Genomic DNA, 13488 nt, shown 5'->3' with positions numbered 1-13488 from the left:
ATCGTGGCGAGGGGATTTATCTGTAGGAGCAAGGCTTGCCCGCGACGGCGATATGTCAGTCGACACTGATGTTGAATGTACCGCCGTCATCGCGGGCAAGCCTTGCTCTCACTTAGATCCCCTCGTCTCATAATCAGCGCCCATCCCGATCCTCTATGTTGGCGTCGTTCCATGGCTACTTATCCACTCTCCCAGGCAATGTCCGCCTTCATCGACCAAACCCTGAGCTTCAACGCCCCGGACAACAGCCTCCCTGGTCTGCGCCAGGCCTACAGCCAGATGTGCCGGGCCTTCACCCCGCCATGCCCGCAAGCGCTGGCAGTCGAGGATCTCGAGCTGGCCGGGGTAGCCGTGCGGGCTTACTGTCCTCGAAGCGCGCCGCCGTCCGAAGGGTGGCCATGCATCCTTTATCTGCACGGTGGCGGCTGGGTGGTGGGTGATCTGGACTCCCACGACTTCATCTGCATGGAACTGGCCGCGACCCTCGGCGTGCTGGTGCTGGCGGTGGATTATCGACTGGCGCCGGAGCATCCGTTCCCCGCCGGCTTTGAAGACTGCCTCGCCGTGTGGCATCACCTGGCGGCCACCCCCTTTGCCATCGACCCTCGCCGTCGGCTGGTGGCCGGTGACAGCGCCGGAGGCAATCTCGCCGCCGCGTTATGCCTGGCCTTGCGCGATGCCGGGCAAGCGCTGCCACGGGGTCAGGTGCTGATTTATCCCGCCCTCGGTGGCCCGGCCCATCTGCCCTCGCGGCGCGAATGTGCCGATGCGCCACTGTTGAGCAGCAGCGATCTGGACAGTTATCGCGCCCTCTATCTGAGCGACGCTCAACCGTCTTCCCTCGCCATGCCGTTGCTCGCCGATGACCTGAGCGGCCTGCCGCCAGCGCTGGTCGTCGTGGCGCAATGGGACCCGTTGCGCGACGACGGCGTCCTTTATAGCGAGCGGCTGAACAGCGCAGGTGTGGATGCTGTGCTGTATGTCGGGGGAGGATTGGTTCACGGCTGTTTACGTGGCCGGGGCCAAGTGCCGGAGGTCGATCAGATGTATCGCACACTGCTGGCGTATCTGGCTGACACGCTTTGACTGCGCAGGGGACATGCTCATTCGGGTAATTCGGGTTTATGATGCCGGACGGCAGATTAAATAGAAGTCCCCCCAGGGATGACTCGACCCCTTACGGAGCGCGCAATGCAGACTTTGTACCCGCAGATCAAACCTCATGCCCGGCACGATCTGGCTGTCGATGACACCCACACGCTCTATGTCGATGAAAGCGGTTCCCCGGAAGGCCTGCCTGTGGTGTTCATTCACGGTGGCCCGGGTGCCGGTTGCGATGCCCAGAGCCGTCGCTACTTCGATCCGAACCTGTACCGCATCGTTACCTTCGACCAGCGCGGCTGTGGCCGCTCCACCCCTCATGCCAGCCTTGAAAACAACACCACTTGGGATCTGGTCGAAGATCTGGAGCGCATCCGCAAACATTTGGGCATCGAAAAATGGGTGCTGTTTGGCGGCTCCTGGGGCTCGACCCTGGCCTTGGCTTACGCCCAGACCCATCCCGAGCGGGTACACGGCCTGATTCTGCGTGGGATCTTTCTCTGCCGTCCGCAGGAAATCGAGTGGTTCTACCAGGCCGGCGCCAGTCGCCTGTTCCCCGATTACTGGCAGGATTACATCGCACCGATCCCCCTGGACGAGCGCGACGACCTGCTCGCTGCCTTCCACAAACGCCTGACAGGCAATGACCAGATCGCCCAGATGCACGCGGCCAAGGCCTGGTCGACCTGGGAAGGTCGCACGGCGACCCTGCGCCCGAACCCGCTGGTGGTCGATCGCTTCTCCGAGCCGCAGCGGGCGTTGTCGATTGCCCGGATCGAGTGTCATTACTTCACCAACAACGCTTTTCTCGAACCCAACCAGTTGATCCGTGACATGGGCAAGATCGCCCATCTACCGGGCGTCATCGTGCACGGCCGTTACGATGTGATCTGCCCGCTGGACAATGCCTGGGAACTGCATCAGAACTGGCCCAACAGCGAACTGCAGGTGATCCGCGACGCCGGTCACGCCGCTTCGGAGCCGGGTATTACCGATGCGTTGGTGCGCGCCGCCGCCCAAATGGCCCGGCGTCTGCTCGACCTGCCGCCCGAAGAAGCATGAAGGGGCTGTTGCAACGGGTCCGCGGCGCTCGGGTCGAGGTCGCAGGGGAAGTCGTTGGCGCGGTGGACCAGGGCCTGCTGGTGCTGGTGGCGGTCGAGCCCGAGGACACCCGGGCCAGCGCCGACAAGTTGCTGCACAAGCTACTGAACTACAGGGTGTTCAGCGACGCTGATGGCAAGATGAACCTGTCCCTGGCAGATGTCGGCGGTGGCTTGCTGTTGGTGTCGCAGTTCACCCTGGCGGCGGACACCAAAAGCGGATTACGCCCGAGCTTTTCGACGGCCGCACCTCCGGCCTTGGGCGAGGAACTCTTTGACTATCTGCTCACCCACGCGAAACAGGTGCATGGCACTGTGGCATCAGGTAGATTCGGCGCCGACATGCAGGTGCATCTGGTTAACGACGGCCCGGTAACCTTCCTGTTACAGGTCTGAAAGTGTTTGAAACATCTTTTCGGTCCTGTTTCGAGGCAAAACAGGGAGTTTTCTCGATAAATACTTTGTTACCCCTGATGCGTTGTCACGCGGGCTACTAGATAATCGCGCGCTACGGGGGACCAGCGTTCGCTGGTCCATTTGACTTAGGTAGAGACTTGTCCTGGGCCGTTTGGGGAATCATTTTGTCCCATCGGAGTCGGAACAATGCTCGCCAACTTGGCAAGAGTGGCCTGCAGGTGCGGATTTCAATGCCGATACCTTGCAGATACTTTATCTGGCCGTTGGTTTTTTGATCTGTTTTCGGCGAGGGTTGCTCGTGATTGTTAGTCCCTGTAATGCACCAAAAATGACTGCCAAACGGTTTAGAAACGCTCTGGTAGCGGGCTCGGCCCTGCTGTGCCTGTTTGGCGCGGGCCAACTGTGGGCATTCAGCCTGGATGATGTATCGGCGAAGGCTCAAGAACTGGCCGGGCAAAAATTCGAAGCCCCGCGCAGCAATCTGCCGAACGAATTCCGCGAAATGAAATTCGCTGACTATCAAAAAATCCGTTTCCGCACCGAAAAAGCCGAGTGGGCAGATCAGAAGACGCCGTTCAGGCTGTCCTTCTATCACCAAGGCATGCATTTCGACACGCCGGTGAAGATCAACGAGATCACCGCGACCACCGTCGATGAAATCAAGTATGACCCGACGCGCTTCGATTTCGGTGACGTCAAGTTCGATCCCAAGTCCACGGAGAAACTGGGCTACGCGGGTTTTCGCGTGCTGTACCCGATCAACAAGGCTGACAAGCAAGACGAAATCATGACCATGCTGGGCGCGAGCTACTTCCGCGTCATCGGCAAGGGCCAGGTTTATGGTTTGTCCGCCCGTGGTCTGGCCATCGATACCGCCCTGCCATCGGGTGAAGAATTCCCGCGCTTTCGCGAGTTCTGGATCCAGCGTCCGAAGCCGACCGATAAGCACCTGGTGATCTTCGCCCTGCTGGATTCGCCACGGGCTACCGGTGCCTATCGCATGATCCTGCGTCCGGGCACCGACACCGTCGTCGACGTGAAGTCGCGCGTGTTCCTGCGAGATCGCGTCACCAAGCTGGGCATTGCTCCGTTGACCAGCATGTTCCTGTTCGGCGCCAACCAGCCGTCCAAGATCCTGAACTACCGTCGAGAGCTGCACGACTCCAGCGGCTTGTCGATCCATGCCGGCAACGGCGAGTGGATCTGGCGCCCGTTGAACAACCCGAAACACCTGGCCGTGAGCAATTTCTCGGTAGAAAACCCGCGTGGTTTCGGCCTGCTGCAACGCGGTCGTGACTTCAGCCACTACGAAGACCTCGATGACCGCTACGACAAGCGTCCAAGTGCCTGGATCGAACCGAAAGGCGATTGGGGCAAGGGCTCCGTCGATCTGGTTGAAATTCCGACCGCTGACGAAACCAACGACAACATCGTGGCGTTCTGGAGCCCGGAAAAGCTGCCTGAGCCAGGTCAGCCGCTGGACTTCGCCTATCGCCTGCACTGGACCCTCGACGAAGCCAACCTGCATTCGCCGGACAGCGCCTGGGTCAAGCAGACCCTGCGTTCGACCGGTGACGTGAAGCAGTCCAACCTGATCCGTCAGCCGGACGGCAGCGTGGCTTATCTGGTGGACTTCGAAGGTCCTTCCCTGCAAGCCCTGCCGGAAGACGCCGAAGTGCGTAGTCAGGTGAGCGTCGGCGAAAACGGCGAGATCGTCGAGAATAATGTGCGTTACAACCCTGAAACCAAGGGCTGGCGCCTGACCCTGCGACTGAAGATCAAAGACCCGAAACAGTCCACTGAATTGCGCGCCGCGCTGGTCCGTCCACTGGTTCCGGTTGAAGCGCCTGCCGCGTCCCATGCGGTGACCACGACCCTTGCCAAGGCTGACAAGGTTGCCAGGCAGCAGAGCGATAAGGAAATCGCGCAAGAAAAAGAGCAGGAAAAAGAAGCCAAGGCCGACAACGCGTCCACTGCCGCTGAGTCGACCCCAACCCCGCAGGAACCGGAACCGACTGAACAAGTCCTGACCGAGACCTGGAGCTATCAGTTGCCAGCCGATGAGTAATACTCCAGTACAGCCAGAGACGCTCAGCGAGTATCTGGCCCATTTGCCCATGACCGATGCGCAGCGTGCCGAGCTGGCGGGCTGCAAGTCTTTCAGCGAGTTGCACGAGCGCCTTTCGTCGTCGACTTTCGATGCACCTACCGAAGCGGCGCAAGCCTCGGTGGGCCGTCGGCTGACCCTGAGCACCGCCGAAGAACTCGAAGACGCCGAAATGCTGGCGCTCGACGCCAGCGGGCGTGTCTGTCTCAAAGCCACGCCGCCGATTCGTCGGACCAAGGTGGTACCGGAGCCGTGGCGCACCAATATCCTGGTGCGCGCCTGGCGTCGCCTGACAGGTCGCACCAACCCGCCGAAGCCACCCAAGGACGAGCGCGTGCTGCCGCACGCACGCTGGCGCACCGTGGGTTCGATCCGTCGCTATATCCTGCTGATCCTGATGCTCGGCCAGACCATCGTCGCCGGCTGGTACATGAAGGGCATCATGCCGTACCAGGGCTGGTCGTTGGTGGACCTGGACGAAGTCCTGCATCAGCCGCTGTTGCAGACCGCTACCCAGGTGCTGCCCTATGCATTGCAGACCAGCATCCTGATTCTGTTCGGGATCCTGTTCTGCTGGGTATCGGCCGGTTTCTGGACGGCGCTGATGGGTTTTCTCGAGTTGCTGACCGGTCACGACAAGTACCGCATCTCCGGTGCCAGTGCCGGCAACGAGCCAATTCCCAAGGACGCCCGCACCGCGCTGGTGATGCCGATCTGCAACGAGGACGTGCCGCGAGTGTTCGCCGGTTTGCGCGCCACGTTCGAGTCGGTTGCGGCCACCGGGGACCTGGATCGTTTCGACTTCTTCGTACTCAGCGACAGTAACGAAACCGATATCTGTGTCGCCGAGCAGCAAGCCTGGCTGGACGTCTGCCGTGAAGCCGGGGGCTTTGGCAAGATTTTCTATCGCCGCCGTCGTCGTCGCGTCAAGCGCAAGAGCGGTAACCTCGACGACTTCTGCCGTCGCTGGGGCAGTGACTACAAGTACATGGTCGTGCTCGACGCCGACAGCGTGATGAGCGGCGAGTGCCTGACCAGCCTGGTGCGCCTGATGGAAGCCACGCCGGATGCTGGCATCATCCAGACCGCGCCACGCGCCTCGGGCATGGACACGCTGTATGCGCGCATGCAGCAATTCGCCACTCGGGTGTACGGTCCGTTGTTCACCGCCGGCCTGCACTTCTGGCAGTTGGGGGAATCCCACTACTGGGGTCACAACGCGATCATCCGCATGAAGCCGTTCATCGAGCACTGCGCCCTGGCGCCGTTGCCTGGTAAAGGGGCGTTCGCCGGGGCCATCCTGTCCCACGACTTCGTTGAAGCAGCGCTGATGCGCCGTGCCGGCTGGGGCGTCTGGATTGCCTATGACTTGCCGGGCAGCTATGAAGAGTTGCCGCCGAACCTGCTGGACGAACTCAAGCGTGACCGTCGCTGGTGCCACGGTAACCTGATGAACTTCCGGCTGTTCCTGGTCAAGGGCATGCACCCGGTGCATCGCGCGGTATTCCTGACCGGCGTGATGTCCTATCTGTCGGCACCGCTGTGGTTCTTCTTCCTGGTGCTATCCACCGCGCTGCTGGCGGTGAACACGCTGATGGAACCGCAATACTTCCTCGAGCCACGCCAGTTGTACCCGTTGTGGCCGCAGTGGCATCCGGAAAAAGCCATCGCGCTGTTCTCCACCACCATCGTGTTGCTGTTCCTGCCCAAGCTGCTGAGCATCATCCTGATCTGGGCCAAGGGCGCGAAAGAGTTTGGTGGCAAGTTCAAGGTAACGATGTCGATGCTGCTGGAGATGTTGTTCTCCATGCTGCTGGCGCCGGTGCGGATGATTTTCCACACCCGCTTCGTGCTCGCCGCCTTCCTGGGTTGGGCCGCTACCTGGAACTCGCCCAAACGTGACGACGACTCCACGCCCTGGAGCGAAGCCGTCAAACGCCACGGCCCGCAAACCCTGCTGGGCTTCTTCTGGGCCTTGCTGGTGATCTGGCTGAACCCGAGCTTTTTGTGGTGGTTGGTGCCGATCGTCGGTTCGCTGATGCTGTCGATTCCGGTGTCGGTAATCTCCAGCCGAGTGGGCCTTGGCTTGAAGTCCCGCGATGAAAGCCTGTTCCTGATCCCCGAGGAATACGCACCGCCACAGGAACTGCTGTCGACTGACCAGTACACTCATGAAAACCGTTGGCACGCGCTGAACGACGGTTTCATCCGCGCAGTGGTCGATCCGCAACAGAACGCCCTGGCCTTTGCGCTGGCCACCTCGCGTCACGGCCAGGCCGAGCCGATCGAATGGCTGCGGATCGAACGGGTTCGTCATGCCCTCAAGGTGGGCCCGGCGGGCCTGAACAACAGCGAGCGACTGGCGCTGCTGAGCGACCCGGTGGCCCTGTCCCGCCTGCATGAGCAGGTCTGGAGCGAGGGGCATACCGAATGGCTGTCGGCGTGGCGTGCATCGGTCAAGGCCGATCCCCACGCTCCGTTACTGCCGCTTCAGCCCATGAGCGCACAGCCTCAACTGGCCTGATACGCAAAAAGCCCCGCTTCTGAAAGGAAGCGGGGCTTTTTGTTGGGGGCTGTTTGAGTATGTGAATACCGCCCGAATGGACCCTATGCGCAGACCATTACCCTAACCGTAATAGTTCGCCACTTAGCTTGATTGATGCCCGCGCCACAACACTCCTAATGTGACCCCCACGACAGCGAACCCGTGGAGTGGTCATGACAACAACAATATCCCCCGACTCGCGCTGGACGCGGCGGCGTTGCGAAAAGCAGCGGCGTCTCGAGCTGGTGAAGGGGCTTGCCGACGGTGTGGTGTTGCCCACCGACAAGATCGTCGCGGCGCTGGAGGCGTTGATCCTTCCGGGCGATCGCGTGGTGCTGGAAGGCAATAACCAGAAGCAGGCGGATTTCCTGTCACGCTCTCTGGCCAAAGTCGACCCGGCGAAGCTGCACGACCTGCACATGATCATGCCCAGCGTCGGTCGCTCCGAACACCTGGACCTGTTCGAACGCGGCATTGCCCGCAAGCTGGATTTTTCCTTCGCCGGAACCCAGAGCCTGCGCATCAGCCAGTTGCTCGAAGACGGTCTGCTGGAAGTCGGCGCGATCCACACCTACATCGAGCTCTATGCCCGGTTGGTGGTGGACCTGATTCCCAACGTGGTGCTCTCGGCCGGGTTCATGGCCGACCGTGCCGGCAATATCTACACCGGCCCCAGCACCGAAGATACCCCCGCGCTGATCGAGCCGGCGGCCTTCAGCGATGGCATCGTCATCGTCCAGGTCAACCAATTGGTGGACGATGTCAGCGACCTGCCACGGGTTGATATCCCGGCGTCCTGGGTCGATTTCGTGGTGGTGGCCGACAAGCCGTTCTACATCGAACCGTTGTTCACTCGCGACCCGCGCCACATCAAGCCGGTGCATGTGTTGATGGCGATGATGGCCATCCGCGGGATCTACGAAAAACACAATGTCCAGTCCCTCAATCACGGCATCGGGTTCAACACCGCCGCCATCGAGCTGATCCTGCCGACCTACGGCGAGTCCCTCGGCCTGAAGGGCAAGATCTGCCGTAACTGGACCCTCAATCCCCATCCAACCCTGATTCCGGCCATCGAAAGCGGCTGGGTCGAAAGCGTGCATTGCTTTGGCACCGAACTGGGCATGGAAAACTACATCGCCGCGCGGCCGGACGTGTTCTTCACCGGTCATGACGGCTCGCTGCGCTCCAACCGCATGGTCTGCCAACTGGCCGGGCAATACGCGGTGGACCTGTTCATCGGCGCCACTTTGCAGGTGGACGGTGACGGACATTCTTCGACGGTGACCCGTGGCCGACTGGCCGGTTTCGGCGGTGCGCCGAACATGGGCCACGACCCGCGGGGGCGCCGTCACGGCACGCCGGCCTGGCTCGACATGCGCCACGGCGATGGTGAGGCGCCGCTGCTTGAGCGCGGCAAGAAACTGGTGGTGCAGATGGTCGAGACCTTCCAGGAGGGCGGCAAACCCACCTTCGTCGAAACCCTCGACGCGGTGGAGGTGGCGAAAAAAGCCGGCATGCCCCTGGCACCGATCATGATCTACGGCGACGACGTCACCCATTTGCTCACCGAAGAAGGCATCGCCTACCTGTACAAGGCCCGCTCGCTGGAAGAGCGTCAGGCAATGATCGCGGCCGTGGCCGGGGTCACTGCCATCGGTTTGCGCCATAACCCGAAAGACACTGCCCGTATGCGCCGCGAAGGCTTGATTGCCCTGCCTGAAGACCTCGGCATTCGTCGCACCGATGCCACCCGCGAGTTGCTCGCCGCCAAGAGCGTGGCCGATCTGGTGGAGTGGTCCGGTGGTCTCTACAACCCGCCCGCCAAGTTCAGGAGTTGGTAAATGCACGCCTTCAACCTGCAACCGAAAAAATTGTCCTTGGCCGAGCGCTTGGCGGATATGGCCGTGGACGCGCTGATCGACGAAGCCGACCTGTCACCCAAACCGGCCCTGGTGGATCGGCGCGGCAATGGCGCCCACACTGATCTGCACTTGGGGCTGATGCACGCTTCGGCGCTGTCGCTGTGGCCGGCATTCAAGGAAATGGCCGACGCCGCCCTTGAATGCGGCGAGATCGGCCTGCCGTTGCGCGAAGCCCTTGGGCGGATCGGCCGTGAGGGGGAAGCGGCGATGCTCGCTACCACCGATGGTGTGAACACCCACCGCGGCGCGATCTGGGCGTTGGGGTTGTTGGTAGCTGCGGCCGCGCTGGAACCTGAATCCAGCGTCGCCAGCGCCGTCACTTTACGTGCCGCCCGCCTGGCCTTGCTTAACGATCGCTACGCCCCCAAACCTTTCAGCCATGGCGCTCAAGTGGCCCAACGCTACGGCGTGCGCGGTGCCCGGGAAGAAGCGCAACTGGCGTTCCCGGCCGTCACCGGCCTGGGCCTGCCACAACTCAAGCGCAGTCGCGCGGCGGGGGCGGGAGAACAGAACGCTCGGCTCGATGCCTTGTTGGCGATCATGACGACGTTGGCCGACACCTGCGTGCTCTACCGCGCCGGTGAGCCGGGTTTGCAGGCCATGCAGCACGGTGCCAGAGCGGTGCTCGACGCCGGTGGCAGTGCCAGCCTGGGCGGTCGTCGCCAGTTGCATGCGCTGGACCAACAACTGATTGCCATGAACGCCTCGCCCGGCGGCGCTGCTGACTTGCTCGCCGCCTGCCTGTTCCTCGACCGTATCGAGCGCGGCGATGGCCTCTTCCCAGGAGTGTGCTGATGCAAACCTTATCTTTTGAATTTCCCGCCGGGCAGCCGCCACGGGGCCGGGCGCTGGTGGGCTGTGTCGGCTCGGGCGACCTGGAAGTGCTGATCGAGCCGGGCCTGGCGGGCAAGTTGACCATTCAGGTGCAGACCTCGGTCAACGGCAGTGAACAACGCTGGCAACACCTGTTCGCCCGCATGTTCGACGGCCAGATGCCGCCGGCCCTGGCGATCGACATCCACGATTTCGGCGCCACCCCCGGGGTGGTGCGTTTGCGCCTGGAACAGGGCTTCGAGGAGATCGGCCATGACTGACAGCGCCGCGTTGCTCAACAAACACAGCTTCGTCGAGCTGGGTGCCCGGCAACGGGCCAAGGCCTTGCTGGATAACGGTTCATTCCGTGAACTGCTCGACCCCTTTCAGCGAGTCATGTCGCCGTGGCTGCTGCGCCAGGGCGTGGTGCCGCAAAGCGACGACGGTGTGGTGATCGCCAAGGGCTTGCTGGATGGCCTGCCGGTGGTGATCGCGGCCATCGAAGGCGCGTTCCAGGGTGGCAGCCTTGGCGAAGTCGGCGGGGCGAAGATCGCCGGCGCGCTGGAGCTGGCCGCTGAAGACAACCGCAAGGGCATCCCGACCCGCGCCGTGTTGCTGCTGGAAACCGGCGGCGTGCGTCTGCAAGAGGCCAATCTGGGGCTGGCGGCGATTGCCGAGATTCATTCGGCGATTGTCGACTTGCGCCAGTACCAGCCCGTCATCGGCGTGGTGGCCGGCAGCGTCGGTTGTTTTGGCGGCATGTCCATCGCCGCTGGGCTGTGCAGCTATCTGCTGGTGACCCAGGAAGCGCGACTGGGCCTGAACGGTCCGCAAGTGATCGAGCAGGAAGCCGGGATCGACGAATACGATTCCCGTGATCGGCCGTTCATCTGGAGCCTGACCGGCGGTGAGCAACGCTTCGCCACCGGGTTGGTGGACCGCTATGTGGCTGATGACGTGGCGCAGATCCGCGAGCAAGTCAGCCAGTTGTTGCAGTTGGGTGTACCCGCCGAGCACCGCAGCGGTCAGGCCGAGGTGTTCCTGCAACGTTTGGCCCGACTGGACACTGAAGTGCAAATCGAACCGGCCGCGGTTCGCCAGCTGTATCAGGGAGAACGCCCATGAATTCGTATTCGTTGAGAGGCTTGCGCTGGTTCGCGGCTCTGAGCGACGGCGCCACGCCGTTGGCAGGATTGCCCGCTTCTCTGAAAGTGGCCGACGTCACGCTGGGCGAGCAGAACGTGCGGCTGTTGGCCGTCGTGGCCGATCCCGATAGCCGTTTCCCTCGTGCCCGCAACGGCGAAGTCGGTTTGCTGGAAGGCTGGGGCTTGGCCAAGGCCGTGGATGAGGCTATTGACGCCGACCGTGATGCGTCCAGCAAGCGCGCGCTGATTGCCATCGTCGATGTGCCGAGCCAAGCCTATGGTCGTCGCGAAGAAGCCCTCGGCATTCATCAGGCCCTGGCCGGTGCCGCGGACAGTTATGCCCGAGCACGGCTGGCCGGGCATCCGGTGATTGGTTTGCTGGTGGGCAAGGCGATGTCCGGGGCGTTCCTGGCCCACGGTTATCAGGCCAACCGGTTGATCGCCTTGCGTGATCCGGGCGTGATGGTCCACGCCATGGGCAAGGCCTCGGCGGCGCGGGTGACCCTGCGCAGTGTCGAAGAGCTTGAGGCCCTGGCCGCCAGCGTGCCGCCGATGGCCTACGACATCGACAGTTTCGCCAGCCTCGGTTTGCTCTGGGAAACCCTGTCGGTGGAGCAGATCGAACAGCCAAACGCGGCGGATCTGGCACGGGTCAGGGATTGTCTGCAACAGGCGATCAACGAAGTGGCAGGTGCGCCTCGGGACCTGAGCAGCCGTCTCGGGGCGACGCATCGTGCGGCTTCCAGCACCGTTCGCCAATTGTTGAGAGCGCAGTGGTGAGCACCTTCCTGGCCCACGACCTGCTATGGGGAATGACTCCACAGGCGTTGCCTGCGGATGCGCCGGCGTGGGTCATTGAGTCCTTGAGCCTTGAGCAGCCGGTGGTGGTGCGGCGAGCGATCACCGCGCCGGGACACATTGCCGTGGGCGTGCGAGGCGTCTCGCGGGAACAGCGTTACGCCACGTCGATGCCGGTGGCGGCGATCCAGCACCGGGTGCGCCCGGAGGACCTTTGCCATGTCGCATTGCGGCGTGACTTGCCGGCGTTGCAGGCGCTCGCTCAAGTGCGGCCAATGCTGAATGCCAGCGGCTGGATCTGGGGCGTCAGCGGCAGCGCCGGATTTGAACTGGCCAGTGGCATCGAGGTGCTGCATGCACGCAGCGATCTGGACTTGATCCTGCGCACACCGGATCCGCTGGATCGTATTCAGGCCAGGGATTTGTTGGCGCAACTGGACGGTTCGACGTGCGCCGTGGACATGCAACTGCAAACCCCCTTCGGCGCCGTCGCCCTGCGCGAGTGGGCCGGCTCGGCGCGGCGGGTATTGCTCAAGGATAATCTTCAGGCGCGTCTGGTGACCGATCCATGGCAACCGGCGCTGGAGCAAGTGGCGTGAGCAGCCTTTTGGTATTCCCAGGCCAGGGTGCGCAGCGAGCGGGCATGCTCCAGGGCGTGTCGCCGCAACTGCTGGAACTGGCCTGTGAAGTGCTCGGCGAAAACGTACGACAGCTGGACAGCACCGAGGCGTTGCAATCGACCCGAGCCGTACAACTGTGTCTGTTGATCGCGGGTGTCGCGGCGGCCCGGCAATTGTTGGAACAGGCACCTGTGCCGGATTACGTCGCGGGCCTGTCCATCGGCGCGTACCCGGCGGCGGTGGTGGCTGGTGCGCTGGGGTTCGATGATGCATTGCGCCTGGTCAGCCTGCGTGGCGAACTGATGCAGCAGGCGTATCCGCGAGGCTACGGCATGACGGCGATCATCGGCCTTGATCTGGCGACAGTGGAGGCGTTGCTCGCGCAGGTACACAGCGCCATGACGCCGGTTTACCTGGCCAACATCAATGCCGATAACCAGGTGGTCATCGCTGGCAGTGACGAGGCCATGGCCAGCGTTGCCGAGAGAGCACGCCGCCAGGGCGCCGCGAAAGCGTGTCGGTTGGCGGTGAGCGTACCGTCCCACTGCCCGTTGCTGGAGGTCCCGGCCCGGGCACTGGCCCAGGCGTTTGCCGACGTGCCGTTGAAAGCGCCCGCTTTGGGTTATCTGAGCGGCAGTCGTGCCCGGCCCGTGGTGAACACCGACGCCTTGCGTGAGGACCTGGCCTTCAACATGTGCCGCGTGGTGGATTGGCGCGGCACCGTGCAAAGCGCCTACGAGCGAGGCGTGCGGTTACAGATCGAACTGCCACCCGGTGCGGTTTTGACGGGACTGGCGCGTCGGGTGTTCGAGCAGGGCACCGTCATTGCCTTCGACGGTGCGCGCCTGGACACCTTGCAGACGCTGCTCAGAGAGGAGGGACGCCGCCGACCCTAAACCACCGACTCAAGCTGGCGA

At 62.7% G+C, this 13488-nt stretch carries 12 protein-coding genes; all 12 read left to right on the top strand.

What is annotated here, in order from left to right:
- Window positions 1-171: 171 nt before the first annotated feature.
- The 12 genes from AC3I65_RS24665 (at window position 172) to mdcH (ending at window position 13467) form a co-directional block, all read left to right on the top strand.
- Window positions 172-1086 carry an alpha/beta hydrolase gene (locus AC3I65_RS24665; protein ID WP_488524236.1) on the top strand — a complete coding sequence of 305 codons (915 nt, stop codon included), beginning with the start codon at window positions 172-174 and terminating at the stop codon, window positions 1084-1086.
- Window positions 1087-1191: 105 nt separating this feature from the next.
- Window positions 1192-2163: a prolyl aminopeptidase gene (gene pip / locus AC3I65_RS24660; protein ID WP_047226941.1), complete on the top strand. Its 972-nt coding sequence runs from the start codon at window positions 1192-1194 to the stop codon at window positions 2161-2163.
- On the top strand, window positions 2160-2597 hold the full coding sequence (gene dtd / locus AC3I65_RS24655; RefSeq protein WP_076383364.1) for a D-aminoacyl-tRNA deacylase: 438 nt from the start codon (window positions 2160-2162) through the stop codon (window positions 2595-2597). The genes pip and dtd overlap by 4 nt, the downstream gene beginning before the upstream one ends.
- A gap of 349 nt (window positions 2598-2946) precedes the next feature.
- Window positions 2947-4686 (top strand): glucan biosynthesis protein G, encoded by a 1740-nt coding sequence (locus AC3I65_RS24650; protein ID WP_230682610.1) that lies wholly within the window; start codon window positions 2947-2949, stop codon window positions 4684-4686.
- Window positions 4679-7249, top strand: a complete 2571-nt coding sequence (gene mdoH, locus AC3I65_RS24645) for a glucans biosynthesis glucosyltransferase MdoH (RefSeq protein ID WP_047226943.1) — start codon at window positions 4679-4681, stop codon at window positions 7247-7249. Before AC3I65_RS24650 ends, mdoH begins: the two co-directional genes overlap by 8 nt.
- Window positions 7250-7443: 194 nt before the next feature.
- Window positions 7444-9114, top strand: a complete 1671-nt coding sequence (gene mdcA, locus AC3I65_RS24640) for a malonate decarboxylase subunit alpha (RefSeq protein WP_047226944.1) — start codon at window positions 7444-7446, stop codon at window positions 9112-9114.
- Window positions 9115-9990, top strand: coding sequence for a triphosphoribosyl-dephospho-CoA synthase (locus AC3I65_RS24635; RefSeq protein ID WP_047226945.1), 876 nt, complete (start codon window positions 9115-9117; stop codon window positions 9988-9990).
- Window positions 9990-10289: a malonate decarboxylase subunit delta gene (locus AC3I65_RS24630; protein ID WP_047226946.1), complete on the top strand. Its 300-nt coding sequence runs from the start codon at window positions 9990-9992 to the stop codon at window positions 10287-10289. The genes AC3I65_RS24635 and AC3I65_RS24630 overlap by 1 nt, the downstream gene beginning before the upstream one ends.
- A complete protein-coding gene (locus AC3I65_RS24625) occupies window positions 10282-11133 on the top strand; it encodes a biotin-independent malonate decarboxylase subunit beta (RefSeq protein WP_047226947.1) in 852 nt (283 codons plus the stop codon). The genes AC3I65_RS24630 and AC3I65_RS24625 overlap by 8 nt, the downstream gene beginning before the upstream one ends.
- Entirely contained in the window at window positions 11130-11933 is an 804-nt protein-coding gene (gene mdcE / locus AC3I65_RS24620; protein ID WP_107323038.1) for a biotin-independent malonate decarboxylase subunit gamma, read from the top strand. The genes AC3I65_RS24625 and mdcE overlap by 4 nt, the downstream gene beginning before the upstream one ends.
- Entirely contained in the window at window positions 11927-12550 is a 624-nt protein-coding gene (locus AC3I65_RS24615) for a malonate decarboxylase holo-ACP synthase (RefSeq protein WP_488524235.1), read from the top strand. Before mdcE ends, AC3I65_RS24615 begins: the two co-directional genes overlap by 7 nt.
- Window positions 12547-13467 carry a malonate decarboxylase subunit epsilon gene (gene mdcH / locus AC3I65_RS24610; RefSeq protein ID WP_107323037.1) on the top strand — a complete coding sequence of 307 codons (921 nt, stop codon included), beginning with the start codon at window positions 12547-12549 and terminating at the stop codon, window positions 13465-13467. The genes AC3I65_RS24615 and mdcH overlap by 4 nt, the downstream gene beginning before the upstream one ends.
- The last annotated feature ends 21 nt before the right edge of the window (window positions 13468-13488 follow it).

The organism is Pseudomonas sp. N-1-13 (assembly GCF_057787095.1).
This window is presented reverse-complemented; position numbering and strand designations above follow the sequence as displayed.

Coding starts and splice junctions, on each gene's coding strand:
- AC3I65_RS24665 (WP_488524236.1), top strand. CDS start 172: ATGGCTACTTATCCACTCTCCCAGGCAATGTCCGCCTTCATCGACCAA.
- pip (WP_047226941.1), top strand. CDS start 1,192: ATGCAGACTTTGTACCCGCAGATCAAACCTCATGCCCGGCACGATCTG.
- dtd (WP_076383364.1), top strand. CDS start 2,160: ATGAAGGGGCTGTTGCAACGGGTCCGCGGCGCTCGGGTCGAGGTCGCA.
- AC3I65_RS24650 (WP_230682610.1), top strand. CDS start 2,947: ATGACTGCCAAACGGTTTAGAAACGCTCTGGTAGCGGGCTCGGCCCTG.
- mdoH (WP_047226943.1), top strand. CDS start 4,679: ATGAGTAATACTCCAGTACAGCCAGAGACGCTCAGCGAGTATCTGGCC.
- mdcA (WP_047226944.1), top strand. CDS start 7,444: ATGACAACAACAATATCCCCCGACTCGCGCTGGACGCGGCGGCGTTGC.
- AC3I65_RS24635 (WP_047226945.1), top strand. CDS start 9,115: ATGCACGCCTTCAACCTGCAACCGAAAAAATTGTCCTTGGCCGAGCGC.
- AC3I65_RS24630 (WP_047226946.1), top strand. CDS start 9,990: ATGCAAACCTTATCTTTTGAATTTCCCGCCGGGCAGCCGCCACGGGGC.
- AC3I65_RS24625 (WP_047226947.1), top strand. CDS start 10,282: ATGACTGACAGCGCCGCGTTGCTCAACAAACACAGCTTCGTCGAGCTG.
- mdcE (WP_107323038.1), top strand. CDS start 11,130: ATGAATTCGTATTCGTTGAGAGGCTTGCGCTGGTTCGCGGCTCTGAGC.